General features: G+C 41.7%; 12 protein-coding genes. 7 read left to right on the forward strand and 5 right to left on the reverse strand.

The window, feature by feature from the left end; all coding sequences use genetic code 11:
• Positions 1-2 precede the first annotated feature (2 nt).
• Both NLF92_RS07685 and NLF92_RS07690 read right to left on the reverse strand, forming a co-directional pair.
• Positions 3-827 (reverse strand): phosphate/phosphite/phosphonate ABC transporter substrate-binding protein, encoded by an 825-nt coding sequence (locus tag NLF92_RS07685; protein WP_254100475.1) that lies wholly within the window; start codon positions 825-827, stop codon positions 3-5.
• On the reverse strand, positions 817-1,383 hold the full coding sequence (locus NLF92_RS07690) for a response regulator (protein WP_254100477.1): 567 nt from the start codon (positions 1,381-1,383) through the stop codon (positions 817-819). Before NLF92_RS07690 ends, NLF92_RS07685 begins: the two co-directional genes overlap by 11 nt.
• A gap of 293 nt (positions 1,384-1,676) precedes the next feature.
• Here NLF92_RS07690 and NLF92_RS07695 point away from each other — a divergent pair, with 293 nt between their 5' ends.
• A complete protein-coding gene (locus NLF92_RS07695) occupies positions 1,677-3,365 on the forward strand; it encodes a two-component system response regulator (protein WP_254100479.1) in 1,689 nt (562 codons plus the stop codon).
• On the opposite strand, the gene NLF92_RS07700 is transcribed toward NLF92_RS07695, so the two are convergent.
• Complete coding sequence (locus NLF92_RS07700; RefSeq protein WP_254100481.1) at positions 3,362-5,032, reverse strand: flagellar assembly protein A; 1,671 nt, start codon at positions 5,030-5,032, stop codon at positions 3,362-3,364. The genes NLF92_RS07695 and NLF92_RS07700 overlap by 4 nt on opposite strands.
• Positions 5,033-5,438: 406 nt before the next feature.
• Between NLF92_RS07700 and NLF92_RS07705 the strand changes: the two genes are divergently transcribed.
• The 4 genes from NLF92_RS07705 (at position 5,439) to NLF92_RS07720 (ending at position 11,410) form a co-directional block, all read left to right on the forward strand.
• Positions 5,439-5,684, forward strand: a complete 246-nt coding sequence (locus NLF92_RS07705; RefSeq protein ID WP_254100483.1) for a hypothetical protein — start codon at positions 5,439-5,441, stop codon at positions 5,682-5,684.
• A 197-nt stretch (positions 5,685-5,881) separates the two neighbouring features.
• Positions 5,882-7,009 carry an isoaspartyl peptidase/L-asparaginase family protein gene (locus NLF92_RS07710; protein ID WP_254100485.1) on the forward strand — a complete coding sequence of 376 codons (1,128 nt, stop codon included), beginning with the start codon at positions 5,882-5,884 and terminating at the stop codon, positions 7,007-7,009.
• Positions 7,009-10,983, forward strand: a complete 3,975-nt coding sequence (gene hrpA / locus NLF92_RS07715; protein ID WP_284700391.1) for an ATP-dependent RNA helicase HrpA — start codon at positions 7,009-7,011, stop codon at positions 10,981-10,983. Before NLF92_RS07710 ends, hrpA begins: the two co-directional genes overlap by 1 nt.
• A gap of 136 nt (positions 10,984-11,119) precedes the next feature.
• Complete coding sequence (locus tag NLF92_RS07720; RefSeq protein WP_254100486.1) at positions 11,120-11,410, forward strand: PilZ domain-containing protein; 291 nt, start codon at positions 11,120-11,122, stop codon at positions 11,408-11,410.
• 60 nt (positions 11,411-11,470) lie between these two features.
• Here NLF92_RS07720 and NLF92_RS07725 read toward each other — a convergent pair whose 3' ends face one another.
• Together NLF92_RS07725 and rnhA are read right to left on the reverse strand one after the other, a co-directional pair.
• The gene (locus NLF92_RS07725; RefSeq protein ID WP_254100488.1) at positions 11,471-12,658 is read right to left on the reverse strand and encodes a class I SAM-dependent rRNA methyltransferase; all 1,188 of its coding nucleotides are present in this window, start codon (positions 12,656-12,658) and stop codon (positions 11,471-11,473) included.
• Positions 12,658-13,128 carry a ribonuclease HI gene (gene rnhA, locus NLF92_RS07730; protein WP_254100490.1) on the reverse strand — a complete coding sequence of 157 codons (471 nt, stop codon included), beginning with the start codon at positions 13,126-13,128 and terminating at the stop codon, positions 12,658-12,660. Before rnhA ends, NLF92_RS07725 begins: the two co-directional genes overlap by 1 nt.
• 119 nt (positions 13,129-13,247) lie before the next feature.
• Here rnhA and dnaQ point away from each other — a divergent pair, with 119 nt between their 5' ends.
• Positions 13,248-13,988, forward strand: coding sequence for a DNA polymerase III subunit epsilon (gene dnaQ, locus NLF92_RS07735; protein WP_254100492.1), 741 nt, complete (start codon positions 13,248-13,250; stop codon positions 13,986-13,988).
• 12 nt (positions 13,989-14,000) lie between these two features.
• Entirely contained in the window at positions 14,001-15,449 is a 1,449-nt protein-coding gene (locus tag NLF92_RS07740; RefSeq protein ID WP_254100494.1) for a TIGR03503 family protein, read from the forward strand.
• The last annotated feature ends 195 nt before the right edge of the window (positions 15,450-15,644 follow it).

Consider the following 15,644-nt stretch of genomic DNA (forward strand, 5'->3'; position numbering starts at 1 on the left):
GTTTATTTAGCAATCGCCCCAGCATTTAAGTTTAAAGCGCGGACATCATCCCAATCACTATCTATTGCTTTTTGTAGCCGTAGCATTCCTAGTTTGCTCAAAATAGCTTCACCCTCAGGGTCATTCGACATGTTGGTTAACGCCTCTTGGATGGTTTTTTGGTGCTCATCTGACATTGTATTGAGTACAGCAAACGCATGTGGTGTATAGCGCTGTGTTTCATAAATCACTTTTAAGGTAGCACGCACATCATCAGGCATGTTGTTCAAGGTACGTTTTACACCACCACCGGCCACAAAAAACTCTTTAGCAACACTTAGATACACGGAGTCATGCGATGCAACGTAACGCGGTGTAAATTCAATCTGACTTTGCTTGAGTTCCGCTTGTGGCAGTAAGGTTGCGGCAAATGAACCTGGCGCAGGGAAGGCAATAGTCCTGTTTTGTAAATCAGCAATGCTTTCAATGTTGCTCTCTTTTTTTGCAACAAGTACACCTTGTATTTTCTTGTCTGCTTGATTAGCAATGGCAATATAATCAGAGTCTTCAGAAAAAACGACATAATGAAATGGATTCATATAAGCAATGTCATATTTGTTTTCTGCCAAACGTGTCTCAAAAGTAGGTATGTTTGCCGCGGTAGCAAAATTGATTGTCAACCCGGTACGTTTGGATAAATATTGAGTCAATGGTACCCATCGATTGGCAAGCACATTAGCGGCTTGTTGTGGTACCACACCAAAGGTGTAAATTTTTTCTTTAGCAGTCGCTAATGGAGAGATAACTAAACATGCGCTCAGTAGTCCTAGGATAATCTTATTTTTCACTGATCAATTCCACTATAGTTTGGATAAGGGTTTCATTTTTAAATGGCTTTTGAATAATAGCATCAGCACCATCAAGGATGGCACTTTGCATATGCTCATTGGCGCTGCCAGAGATAATAATGATCTTTATATCGGCAAAATCTTTTTGCTCACGAGTAAATTTCAAAATATCCAAACCATTGACACCTGGCATCCCGATATCTAAGGTCATGACCTGAGGTTTATGCTGATTTAACATCGCACCCGCTTGGAAACCATCATGCGCATGAAAAGGCTCAAAATCATGGCGTTTGAGTACTCGGCAGATACTGGAACACATGGCAATGTCATCATCAATAACTAATACAGACGGTTTCGCTGTGGTGGTTGCAAACTCTTGTGGGACTGGCAATTCATAGGTTTCACAAAATTTAACAAAGTCAGACTTATGCACCCGATTGTTACCTCGGCCTGGCAGTTTATAACCTTTAATCACACCATCATTGAGGTAGCGTATAATGGTGCGTGGACTAACACCTAATAGTGTAGCAATTTGTCCCGTACTCAAATAATCCATAATTATTCCTTTAATATCCGTATTGAATGCCCAGTCTATTAAAAATAGTCGACATTTCGAAAGTTTGCGACATTTGTGACATTCTTAATTACTATTGCTATCGACATGAGCGACAGGTTCTTAATGACTTAATGGCTAAATAAGCTAAAGATTTGGCTTTAGAAAGACGATAAGTTGGATAAGCGTTGTAGTTCTTACAATTCTTGAGTAAAGTAATTCATACAGTAGAGGCGCCTAAACAGCACCTTTCCAATATTTGAAAACATATAAACAGACAAAATATGACAGACATTATGGCAAAACCATCGCTCTTGGTAGTGGATGACGAATTGAATATCCTAAAATCAATGCGTCGCTTGTTTCGACAAGCGGGTTATGATGTTCATACAGCAAATAGCGGACATGAAGCGCAGTTAATTTTGGCTGGTACACATGTTGATGTGGTTTTGTCAGATTTTCGAATGCCAGAAATGAACGGGGGGGAGCTGTTGAGTTTTGTTAAGCAAACCTACCCAGATATTACCTGTTTAATTATTAGTGGATACACTGATTTTGATTCGGTATTGAGTGTGCTGAATGAAGGGGTTGCATACAAATTTTTGACCAAGCCTTGGGATAATACACAACTTATCGAAGAAGTCGCCGCCGCTTTTCAACACAATACCACGCAAAAACAACAAAACAATCGTTTAGAAAACTCTGACGTGTTACACAGCAAACAAGAGATGTTGAGTGCTGTGGATGCTTTGCAATATGAAAAACACGCGTTTACGATTGCCTATGTTACTATAGATAATGCGTTTGATTTACAAGATGCCAACGTAAATACTTCAGAAATATTACCCCAAATTGCGTCTGCTGTAGAGTTGCAAGCGCCATCTTGCCAAATTTTTAACATGCATAATCATGCAATGATTTTATTGCTGCCTATCCAAGATGAGAATGAAGCACGTCATTTTATTGCGCATGTCCTGCACTCTGAATTAAATGCATCGTGGTTAAAAGCGGAAGCAGCGAGTATTGATTTGGCCGTTAGTTTTATTTGTTCTTTGGACTTCACCGTTTCCACGCACAACCTTTTTGAAACACTCCAAGAAGCTTCTGCAGTGTTGAATAATCAAGATCAATTTGTCAGTTTAAACAACCAATATTTAGTCGCTAAGAAAAGACGTTTAACCATCAAGTCAGATGTACACAAAGCCCTCAAAATGAATCAGTTTTCTTTGGCATTTCAGCCGAAAGTAAAATTAGAAGATGGCATTGTGGAAAGTGCAGAAATTTTATTGCGCTGGCGCCACCAAGACTTGGGTTGGGTTTCTCCAGCAGAATTTATTGATATAGCTGAAGCCGATGGCCAGATCCATGATATTGGCGATTGGGTTATTGAACATGGGATCAAAGCTATTGCTAGACTGTCTCGAGTGTGTCATGAGTTCAAACGACTTTCGATCAATGTGTCTGCTAATCAGTTAATGAATTTGAAGATTGTTAATACAATCAAGAATACCTTAGAAAAGTATCAAGTGGATGCTAAACACTTAATTATCGAGGTTACAGAGACTAGCTTAATCAAAAATCTTGCGGTGACGTCAAAAACATTACATGCCTTAAAGAGTTTAGGCTTAAAAATAGCGATTGATGATTTTGGTGTGGGGTATTCATCGTTTGCCTATTTGAGTAAATTGCCGGTAGATATTTTGAAGATAGATCGGGCGATGCTGGATGATATTGAGTATAATCAAGATACTCAGATGCTAGTCGAGAATCTCGTAAAAACGTGTCATAGTATGAATATTGATGTTGTGGCCGAAGGTATTGAAACTCAAGAAGCCCTCGAAAAAGTAGATGTGGCTAATTGTGATTATGTACAAGGGTATTTTTACTCGGCCGCTGTCAACGACCAAGATATAGAAAAAATGTTCATCATGCAGCCATATCGCAAGAAGAAAAAACTGAGTACAGCAAAAGAGAGTACCGCTTAAGAGATAATGGGTTCAGCTTCCCATTGCTTTTCTTGATACAGCACTTCGATGGGACCGTGTTCTCGGTTTGCTTGCCACGTATTGTGTTGCAATTTTATATTTACGCCAGGAAATAACTGCTGTGTAGCCTTGACTCTCAGGTATTTCGGAAGTGTATCAGTAATGGACTGATTATCATCTAAACGATCTTTTATCCAATTCAACAGTTGTTTTTCTTTAATAATCGCACTTTCTAAGGCATTGAGTTTGTCATCGAGCTCAGGTGGTAATTTTTTGTTTTTAAGCAGTTGCCATTTTGATTTGTGCGCATTGAACCTGGCATTCACCTCTTTGTACATTTTTTTCAAAGAAAACGATGATGAGGTAATCTGATCATAAGATTCAGTAAAGTCGATGACTAATTGACTACCAGAAATTGCTCCAATAGTACCTGCTACAATTTCTCCACGTGCTTTGATATTACAAGCGATGATCATGCCTTTGGGTTTTTCTTTGTCACCGACAATGACGGAACCACCACAGCGGATATTGGAATATGCGATTTGCTTATTAATCAGCAACTCTCCACCACAATGTATATCTAACCCCTGGGCATTTTCAATAAATACATCGCCACCGGCTCGAATTACACAATTCGGGTCGGTCTGTGCATCGGGATTTTGACCAGCGGCACCTTCGGTTATGTATACATTACCAGGCGTTTGGATATAAGCGGACTCGACGAATCCTTTGATCGTGACATCTCCGCTGGCGATGATTTTCATTTGATCAGCCACATCACCATTAATGATAACTGCACCGTCATATTCGACATGGCCGGTACCTACATTGACACCTTTTGCGGTGTAAACATCATCTACTTTGACTTTTAACCCCGTAAATTTAGGCATGCCACTACGACTTGCCAGAATGAGATTCTCATCCTCTTTGTCGGCAATTGTACCTTCTTCTAATTTAATAGGTTTACTTTTTCCTGGTTTTGGTTTTAGTGTTTTGCCTTCGACATTAAAACCAGAACGACCTGGAGTGGCAGGCTTAAAACGTGCAATAGGTGTATTTTGTGTGACAGAAAATATTTCACCAAAATCACGCATATGTGCTTTATCACTCTCGTCAATTTTGGGTGCAAGTAAGCGCTCAAGGACATTTTCTACTAGTTGTTTTACTTCACTATTACGCCCATTTCTAGGGGGGAGACCTTTGGCAACAATTTGGCTAAAACTTTCACCTGGTTTGCGAGTGGGTAACATTTTCAATACTTGTTGTAATCGTTTTATACTCAGGCCATTAATGACTTTTTGCTCACGACAAAATGCGGTAAGAGCATCTAACGAAGGGTTGTTACCTCCTTTGGGAGCGGTAACATGAAGTGTTGCGGTCATTTTGTCCGAACTAATTTCCATTTTTAGTTCAGCGTCTTGCCCATAGGCAATGACGGCTTGATGTTTAGTGCCTACCTGGCTTTCAATATCGACATTAGCAGTGTCTATAAGGTTTTTGAGCGTTTCCTCGTTACATTCAAATTCAGCATATTTGCCGCTAGCTAAATAGCGAGCTACTTCGGCAATATCCAATCGTTCTTTTATCTGGCTGGTATCAACATGAAGTGATACGCCATTGTTACTTTTGTCTAAACTAACACTGACACCTTGCATGATTCGCTCCATTGCGAAACTCCATGTAAAATAAATCCTTGATAGTTATATCTGTATTTCTAAAAATTACTTTAAATATAGTGCATTTCCTACATTTGTCTAAATTCCCACTGGTATTTTTTGTAGCAAGATACTGACACGCATACCCGCCTAAAAAATAGGACGATATGTCAGTCATTTCGCAATATTTTGTAATACACCATGAAAAAAACGAATGTTTTATGGGATGAAAAAAAGGACTGTTTGGTAAATGTTTGTTTTTTAATCACAAAGCAGAAAGCAAACACATTTATAGAATAGTTAAATGAGAAAGCTAAATATTTTGTTATAAAAAACTATTTTAAAGTGGGTATTATTTGTCACTCATTGGGTGGTATTCCATTCTACGTTTTGAGCTGTTACGCAACAAGGAAGTTTCATGTCAACACCAACCAAAATTCTCCCAGAGTTAGTTGATACATCATCAGTCCCTTCATTTCAATCCGATTCCAGCTACCCAGAAATGCTCGACCATCATCGCATCAATATTGTCTATCATACACTGTCCAATGGACATCCCTTATTCACCTTTCACCAGCTCTCAGATTTTGTTGCTCATTTATATCAAGCAACTAATCCACACGAAGAGTTTAAATATTGGCAGCTGTTGTGTAAACGACGCTAGTAATCTTTAGGGCATGAGTTCGCTGTAAAAGGCACTGTCTGTTTTGTCGGTGAGTGCCATTTGAGATAGTACAGCAGGTTATGTAAAAATACCCACTGAAAAATGAGTCATTTTTTGCTATTGTACGTACTTAAAAATACTTAAATATCCAAGTAAACCGATGCTTGTATAGTATTTAGACGATAGTGAGAATGAACATGCGTACCTTATTACCCAATGGTCTCGGCAGAGCCCTTTTGACATCTACTTTGTTAGTTCCGTTGCTGCTGATTCCGGCTAGTAAGGCAGATCTGCAGCAACCTAGCACAGCCAATCGCGATGTACCCATTGCTATTGCGATACATGGTGGCGCTGGAACGATCACAAAAGCAAATTTAACAACTGAACAAGATGCTGCTTACAGGGGCAAACTAGATGAAGCATTACAAGCTGGTTATACCTTATTGCAACAAGGTCGGGATGGCCAAGAAGCGGTTGTAGCGGCGATTCAAATTCTCGAAGAATCCCCTTTGTTTAATGCGGGCAAGGGGGCTGTTTATACTTATGCCGGTGAGCATGAGCTGGATGCTTCTATTATGCATGGTAAGCATCGTACGGCAGGCGCCGTGGCTGGCGTCAAGACTATCGCTAGTCCCATCGCTGCTGCCCAAGCCGTTATGAACGAATCAGAGCACGTGATGTTGAGCGGTTCAGGGGCGGAAACGTTTGCTTCAGAGCAGGGGTTATTGATGGTGCCAAATACAACCTTTAACACTGAGCGACGTTGGCAAGCCTTACAAAAGGCCAAAGCAGTGATTGCTCGCGACCAAGGTGCACAAAACCATCGTACACCCGCCCAAATTATCCCAGACCAAAGTACTCCAGACCAAAGTACCCCAGACCAAAGTACATTACTTGCATTCCAGGATTATAAATTTGGTACGGTAGGGGCGGTTGTTTTAGACCGACAAGGGAATCTCGTTGCAGGTACTTCAACGGGGGGGATGACTGCAAAACGGTATGGGCGTATTGGGGACTCTCCAGTTATTGGCGCGGGGACGTTTGCCGATAATCAATCTTGTGCTGTTTCTGCTACTGGGCACGGTGAATACTTTATCCGTTATCAAGTGGCGGCTGATATATGTCAACGTATGGCTTATGCTGGTTTGTCACTAGCCGAGGCTGCAGATACTGTCATCAACAAAGTCTTAGTTGAAGCGTCTGGTTCGGGTGGTGTGATTGCGGTAGATTCTGCCGGTCACATTGCTATGCCATTTAATACTGAGGGCATGTATCGAGCGAGTATCGATGCCAAGGGCAATAAAACGATCAGGATCTACCGTTAATGACTGATGCAACCCAGACCAACCAAGCATGTCTAAATGTACAATCAGCAAAGGCTGAAACAATTACCATCCAAGCTGTTGAGGATAAAAAACAATTTAATCGCTTAGTTGAACGTTGCATGATATCTGATCGCTTTCATTTACAAAAAGCGTGGCAAAGATGTCAAAAAACACCTGATGCTGTGGCTTTAGAAAAATTGTTACAGCGTTTACAGCACTCCTTGAATAAGGCACAAGCGCGTGCGGCGAAGTTGCCTAAAATTGCTTATCCAGATTTGCCGGTCAGTGCTAACCGTGGCGACATCAAAGCCGCGATTGCGCAACATCAAGTCGTCATTATCGCCGGTGAAACTGGCTCGGGTAAAACGACGCAATTACCCAAAATGTGTCTAGAACTGGGGCGGGGGATCCATGGTTTGATTGCTCATACCCAACCAAGGCGTTTAGCCGCGCGGTCTGTAGCTACTCGCATTGCAGAAGAATGTGAAACACCCCTCGGTGAAGCCATTGGTTTTAAAATACGTTTTTCAGATCAAGCTAACGATAATACCTTAGTAAAATTGATGACAGATGGCATTTTATTAGCTGAGATCCAACATGACCGTTACCTTAGCCAATACGACACGATCATTATCGATGAGGCACACGAACGCAGTTTGAATATTGATTTCCTGTTGGGCTATTTAAAACAACTTCTACCTAAAAGACCTGATTTAAAATTAATCATTACTTCTGCCACGATTGATCCAGAACGCTTTGCCCAACACTTTTCCAATGCACCTATTATATCGGTGAGTGGTCGTACTTATCCGGTAGAAATCCGTTACCGCCCATTGACTGATGGCGAAGAAGAAATGGATATGGGGGAAGGTTTAATTGCTGCTGTCAATGAATTACGTAGTGAAAAACGCGGTGACATATTGGTCTTTTTAAGTGGGGAAAGGGAGATCAGAGAAACCCAATCATTGTTACAAAAGCAGCAATGGCGAGGGATTGAAGTGATTCCTTTGTTTGCCCGATTGTCTGCAGCAGAACAGAACAAGATTTTTGCCCCACACCATGGTCAGCGTATTATTTTGGCTACCAACGTCGCGGAAACCTCTTTAACCGTCCCTGGGATCCGCTATGTAATTGATCCAGGTTATGCTCGCATTTCTAGGTATTCTTATCGTTCAAAAGTCCAACGTTTGCCCATTGAGGCCATTTCACAAGCTTCGGCTAATCAACGCTCAGGTCGTTGTGGGCGGGTAGCTGATGGTATTTGTATTCGCTTATATGAAGAACAAGATTTCTTGGGGCGAGATGAATTCACCGATCCAGAAATTTTACGGACCAATTTAGCGTCAGTTATTTTGCAAATGCTGTCGTTGGGGCTGGGTGATATCCAAAAATTCCCATTTGTACAGCCCCCAGATCAGCGTTTTATTAATGACGGCATGCGTTTGTTGCAAGAACTCCAAGCAATTGATTTAAAAGGGCAGCGAGCCGCTCTTACGCCCTTGGGTAAACAGTTGGCTAGGTTACCTATCGATCCACGGTATGCGAGGATGGTACTGGCCGCCCCAGAGCATCTGGCACTCGATGAGGTGACAATTATCACTGCCGGTTTATCGATTCAAGATCCTCGAGAACGTCCACAAGATAAAAAAGAGAAAGCGGATGAGGCTCATAGTGCTTTTACGGATAAAGATTCAGATTTCATAGCGCTATATAATTTATATCAAGCGTTTATAGAAATGCAGTCAACGTTGACGAATAATCAGTTGCGCAAATGGTGCAAGACGAATTTTATTCATTATTTACGCATGCGTGAATGGCAAGATATTATTTCTCAAATCCAGCAGGCTAGTAAAGACATGCGTTTGCCTAATACGCAGCAAGAGCCTGATTATGCAGGGATCCATAAAGCGTTGGCGACGGGTTTGTTATCCCATGTCGCGATGTTTGATAAGCAACGTGAATATCTTGGACCGCGTAACAGCAAATTAATGATATTTCCCGGTTCACCCATGGCTAAACAAAAGCCCAAATGGTTTATGGCTGCAGAATTAGTAGAAACTTCTCAGTTGTTTGCCCGTGTAGTAGCTCGGATTGAACCTCATTGGTTAGAACCACTCGGCAAGCACTTAACCCAAAGCCATTTATCAGAGCCTTTTTGGTCTAAAAAACAAGGTGCTGCTCAAGCTTATGAAAAAGTAACGTTGTTTGGTCTGCCTATTATTCCTAGACGGGTAGTCCATATTTCCCAGCGTGAACCATTAGTGGCTAGAGCACTTTTTTTACGAGAAGGTTTAGTGAACGGTTTTACCAAATTGAACTACGCATTTTTGCGCGAAAACCAAGAGCAAGTAGAATATATTCAAGGACTTGAAAATAAAGCGCGTCGTCGCGACCTCTTGATTAATGAAGATGTGTTAGTGGATTTTTACGAAGCTAATATTCCTCTATCAGTTAACAGTGAAGCCAGTTTTCGTAAATGGTATGCCAAAAGTGATAAACACCAGAATGGGCCAGACAGTGCGGCACAACGACTGACCTTTACTGAGGCATTTTTACTCCAAAAATCACCAACAGGTATCACCCAAGCGGCTTACCCCGAAGTGTGGCAGCAGGGGCCTATTACATTGCCCTTAAGCTATGTTTTTGATCCCAATGCTGCCGATGATGGGGTGACTGTGCATATCCCCGTAGCGCTATTAAATCAAATTAAACCGATAGGTTTTGACTGGTTAGTGCCTGGTTTACGACATGAACTAGCCGTCGCATTGATCAAAGCTTTACCGAAAAGTTTACGTCGCAATTTTGTACCAGCGCCAGATTTTGCGCAAGCTGCACTAGCCGATATTGTACCGACGAACGAGCAAGGGGCACCGCTTAGCTTGACGAGTGCCCTGAGTACGAAATTAACCAAAATGACAGGTGTGCCACTGACCGAAGATGATTGGTCGGGTATCGTGTTACCCGTACATTTACAAATGCGCTTTGCGATATTAGACGAACATCATAAGGTGATTGCTGCTGGGAGAGATTTAGTAGCACTCCAAGCCCAACTGCAGGATAAAGTACAAGCGTCTCTAGAGGAGGTTGCTACACCTGAATTAGAACAATCTGAGCTAACGACATGGAGCTTTGGATCTTTACCAGAAACGTTTACACATGAAACTGCAGGTTTTGCCATTCAAGGTTTTCCTGCATTAGTTGCCGATAAAAAGTCGGTATCAATCAAGATTTTTGATTTACCACATGAGGCGCAAGTATCCCATTTACAAGGGCTGTATCGCTTGATTCAACTGACCATACCTTCGCCGTTAAAATATGTCCAAGAAAAACTTCCGAACAAAGCCAAGCTAGGTTTGTATTTTAACCCTTTTGGTAAAGTACAGCAGTTAATTGATGATTGTGTCTTAGCGGGTATTGCTGAGATTGTGCAGGAATATCAAACCAGTCTAGGACATGATATTCGCGAAGAAGCTGATTTTAGTGCTTGTTGTGAACAAGTGCGTGCGACAATTAACGATGTTGTCTTGGCGATAACAACCAAGGTGGAACAGGGGCTAACTTGTGCCAATGCCGTCAAAAAGGCAACTAAGGGGAATATTCCTTTACATATGATTGAAGCTGTCGGGCATATTAAAGCGCATTTAGACCAGCTGATATTTGCGGATTTTGTTAGTGAGATCGGAGCCCACCGTTTAGATGATTGGCAGCGGTATTTAGAAGCGCTCAAACGCCGTGTAGAAAAACTGAAAATTGATCCCAGCAAGGACCGCTTGCAACAAGTGCAAATTGCTAAACTGGAAGCGGCTTTTAGCAAAAAATGTCAAAATATTCAGCATGGCCAGCCGATACCTGAAACACTAGCAAATGTTCGTTGGATGATCGAAGAATTGCGAGTGTCATTTTTTGCACAGCAGCTTGGTACCAAATACCCAATTTCTGTAAAACGAATTGAACAAGTCTTGCAGCAGCATTAAATTGACTTTTGTTAGTGTAGCAACTATTACTTAATGTGTTAGGGAAAAATATGTTGTAACAACAGTGTCTTTTATAGGCACTACTTACTTCGGTATTAAACACTTTGTTTTGTAAAGAACGTTTCAGGAGAAATACATGTTGGCTTATGATGATAATCGCAATTTTTATAGAATGCTAATCAATGCTGAATGCAAGATAACCACCAAGGATGATAGTTTCACCGGTGTCTGCAAGGACCTCAGTGCTTCAGGTATGTCCTTTGAGTTAGAAAATAAATTACTTACCGTGGGGACAACTGTTACGATCGAAATTGATTCTCAGAATCGAGAAATTCCGTCTTTTTCAGCGGATGCAAAAGTGGTCCGCGAACCTATATCGCATGACAATAAATATGTCATTGGCGTCAAGTTCACACAAATGCATTAGTTGACATTAGGTCCGCAAAATAAGAATTCATAAAAGTGATGAGTTTCATGCTGCTAAGTCTTAAAACACTTGGCAGAGTAATCCTTTCAAGTAGTAGCCTTCTGGGTAGTTAGACGCGACAGGGTGATCAGGTGCTTGGCTGTAGCGTTTAATAATACGGACTTCTCGTCCAGCATCTAATGCCGCATCAGCAACGATTTTTTGAAACAATTCGCTACTCATAAGCCCCGAACAACTAAACGTGCTCAAATATCCACCTGGTTTGACACATTTTAAGCCGTACAGATTGATATCCTTATACCCGCGTGCGGCTCTATTGAGCGAGTTTTTACTCTCGACAAACTTGGGTGGGTCTAAAATCACATGGTCATAATGCGTACCTGCTTCTGCCATGTCTCGCAAAGCCTGAAAGACATCCGCTTTCATGAATGTTGCCTTAGCAACGTCTAAATCATTGATCAGAATGTTTTCCTTGGCTGTGTCAAGTGCGCGTTGTGAAACATCGACATTAGTAACATGAGCCGCACCGTATTTAAGGGCATAACTGGCAAACGTGCCGGTATAAGAAAAACAATTTAGGACAGATGCCGCTTGCATATACTGGGCGGCAATATAACGGTTGTCCCTTTGGTCCAAATAAAACCCTGTTTTATGCCCGTGCACGACATCCACCAAAATTTTGACATTGTTTTCAATGATAGTAATTGGCGCAGTCAGTTCACCTTGTACTGGTCCACAAATAGGCTCTAAGCCTTCTTTTTTGCGTACATCTACATCACTGCGGTCGTAAATACGATGTTCAGGTAATAGCTTGTTCAATGACCAGATAATTTTATCACGATGCTTTTCTGCGCCCGCACTGAGTAACTGTAACACCAATACATCTGCATATTTGTCGATTGTGATACCGGGTAAACCGTCGGATTCGGCAGCGACTAAACGAAATGCATCGGTATTGGCTTGGTCAATAACGTGTTGCCGTGCACTCAGTGCAACTTGGAGTCGACGTGTGAAAAAAGCATTATCGACGGTCTCATGTTGGTTAAATGTCCATATGCGTACTCGGATCTGTGAATCAGGAGAATATGCACCTCTGCCTAACCATACGTTTTCAGAGCTATATACATCGACAGTATCACCGCTTTTAAGTCGTCCTTCTGTGCTGTGGATTGCTTTGCTAAACACCCAAGGGTGTTTGCGTAATAAAGATTTTTCACGAGTTGGATGGAGTTTGATGCTTGCTGCCATTAGGGATTATATCCTGTATCTTCGTGACCAGTGCCAGCTTGGGCAAGCTCTGCAGCTTCCCGAGCTAAGTCATCACATAATTCGTTTTGAGGGTGTCCAGAGTGTCCTTTGACCCAATGCCATTGGACCGTGTGTCGTTGCACTGCTTGGTCTAGTAATTGCCATAGATCAGCATTTTTGACTGGTTTACGCGCACTCGTTCGCCAGCCATTTTTCTTCCAACCATGGATCCAGCTGTTGATCCCGTTTTTGACATATTGGCTGTCGGTAGTCAGATCAACCGCACAATGTTCAGTTAACGCTTCTAATGCTTTGATTGGTGCAAGTAACTCCATGCGGTTATTCGTTGTAGTGAAGTAGCCTTGCGCTAAGGTTTTTTGTTGGCCTTGGTACTCTAATACCGCCCCGTAACCACCAGGCCCCGGATTACCTAAACAGCTACCATCGGTGAATATTGCAACTTTTTTCAATTTTTTGTACTTTCAAAATAGACACTTGATATACTACTCATAATAACACAGCTAATCGCAGTACGTATGGTACTTTGTCGTGTTTTGTGCCAGTCCAAGTTGAATACAGGTAGTGAATTATGCAAGCAGCACCAGGGCATCGCCAAATAATATTGGATACAGAGACCACCGGTATGAACCGTGAGGCAGGGGAGCGCTTTACCTCAGGTCATCGAATCATCGAAATCGGTTGTGTGGAGATGGTTGACCGAAAATTAACCGGGAATCACTATCATGTATATATTAATCCGGAACAAGAAATTGATCCTGAAGCTATCGCAGTGCACGGCATTACCAACGAGTTTTTAGCCGATAAACCATTGTTTAAGGATATTGCTCAAGGCTTTATTGATTTTATCACGGGAGCTGAGCTGGTGATCCACAACGCGCCATTTGATGTCGGCTTTATGGATTTAGAATTCGCATGTAACCCTGCCACAGCGTTAACCCGTACCGATAAAATTTGCTCAGTGTTGGATACACTCGTATTAGCAAAGAAAATGCGCCCAGGGCAGCGCAATAACTTGGATGCTTTATGTCGGGAATATGGCATTGATAACTCACATCGAGACTTGCACGGAGCGTTACTCGATGCTGAGATTTTAGCGGATGTATATTTGTTGATGACAGGCGGTCAAGAATCGCTGCATTTAGATCAAAATAACTCAGATAATCAAAATGTTTTAGGTGAAATCGTTCGTATTACTCGCCCACAAAAACCTCTAAAGGTAATCAAGGCATCTGCCGATGAATTAGCTGAACACGAAAGCCGTTTAGACATTATCGAACAAGCAGGAGGTCAATGCTTGTATCGACATTAACCGAGAGCCTTGATGCATATGAGCAACCCGTTATTGATAACACTATTTATTTTATGCAACGGGTTTCTAACTGCATCAGTACATGCGCAAACCATCATCAGCCCTGAAGATACCCCTAAGATTATTGCGAATAGCGCGAAAAATAATAATCCCATCTCCACCATAAACAATGCATTTAAAAATGATATTCGCTTGTTTGATAATCGTTTTCGTATTGATTATGCAATCGATGAAGTCACTATGGTCTTCTTCCGCGAATATGGTACATCTCCTGTAGTTTTAGTCCGACCTGATGGGAGCAAGTTGTTTCAGTACTCAGCAGATAAACAAAAACTATCTTGGTTTGCCTCTCCAACCTTTGACATGATTAACATCAAATCTCCCATGGCAGGTCCATGGCAAGCACTGGGTCGTATTTTACCTGACTCACGCGTGATGGTGATTTCTGATTTGGAATTACGCACCCAACCGTTGCCCAAAGTGTTATACGCTGATGAAATGTTTAAAATGTCTGCATACCTGATGAATGATGGGGTGCCAATGACGTTTGCACCATTTTCTGAAGCCATTAATTTAACGGTTGAGTTCATTAGTACGAATAGCCCTGAAGAAAATAACTTTGGTGCGGCACCAAGGACAGTGGCTACGTTTGAAGATAATGGTTTAGGTCTTGATGAGGCTCCCAAAGATGCGGTTTTCACAGGGCAGTTTCGTTTGAATTTACCTGACGGTGAATGGAATGTCGTGTCGAAGATAAAAACACCCATGTATACCCGTGAAACGTTGGATGAAAAAATCCGTATAGCACCAAACCCCGTTGCGGTTGAAGTATTTAAAGATGAATCAGAGAAAGGGGATGGACAGCACATCATTGCTTTTTATACCAATGATCGCAATATTGATCCCACAACGATATTACTGGAAGGTAATGTGCGTTTACCGACAGGAGAAAATATTCCTTTCTCAAGCCAAGAACGGACCATAAAACCGCGTCAGGTCATTATTGATAATGTGTATGACGGTGTGTATAAAATAACAGGTACTTTTTTTGCAAAAACGATCAATGACCGAGATATTGTCGTCGATATTCCTGATTACAATTTTATTGTAGAGCCTATTATTGTTGAACCTGAGCAACCATCTGCAGAAGAATTAACGATTGCGCGTCTCCAAGCAGAACGTGCAGCAGCACTACAAAAAGAAAAAGATGACGCCAAATTAATTAAAAACGCGTTGATCATAAATGGCTTGTTGCTCCTTGCTGGCTTATTAATAATGGGGATCGTGAAGGGAGTGTTGTGGTACATGCAACGGCCAAAACCCATTGCTGAGCCCTCAGCAAAAGTGACTGATGAAAGCGAACTAGAACTTGATACCAAACCATCATTCATGGATAAACTGAAACGTTTATTACCGGGTAAAAAAGCGACAAAAGATGAGGAACTGACACCGGTAGATTGATATAAATAGATAGTTTTGGTCATATTCTACGCAAACGGCAATAAATGCTTATTTTTCTATAAAAATGAGTTGACGTACACCAAAGCAAAACGTATTATCTGCGCCCGTTGTAGAGAGATTCTTTACAGCGAGTAAAATGTGGAGCGGTAGTTCAGTTGGTTAGAATACCGGCCTGTCACGCCGGGGGTCGCGGGT

The organism is Opacimonas viscosa, from assembly GCF_024199005.1.
Taxonomy (GTDB): domain Bacteria; phylum Pseudomonadota; class Gammaproteobacteria; order Enterobacterales; family Alteromonadaceae; genus Opacimonas; species Opacimonas viscosa.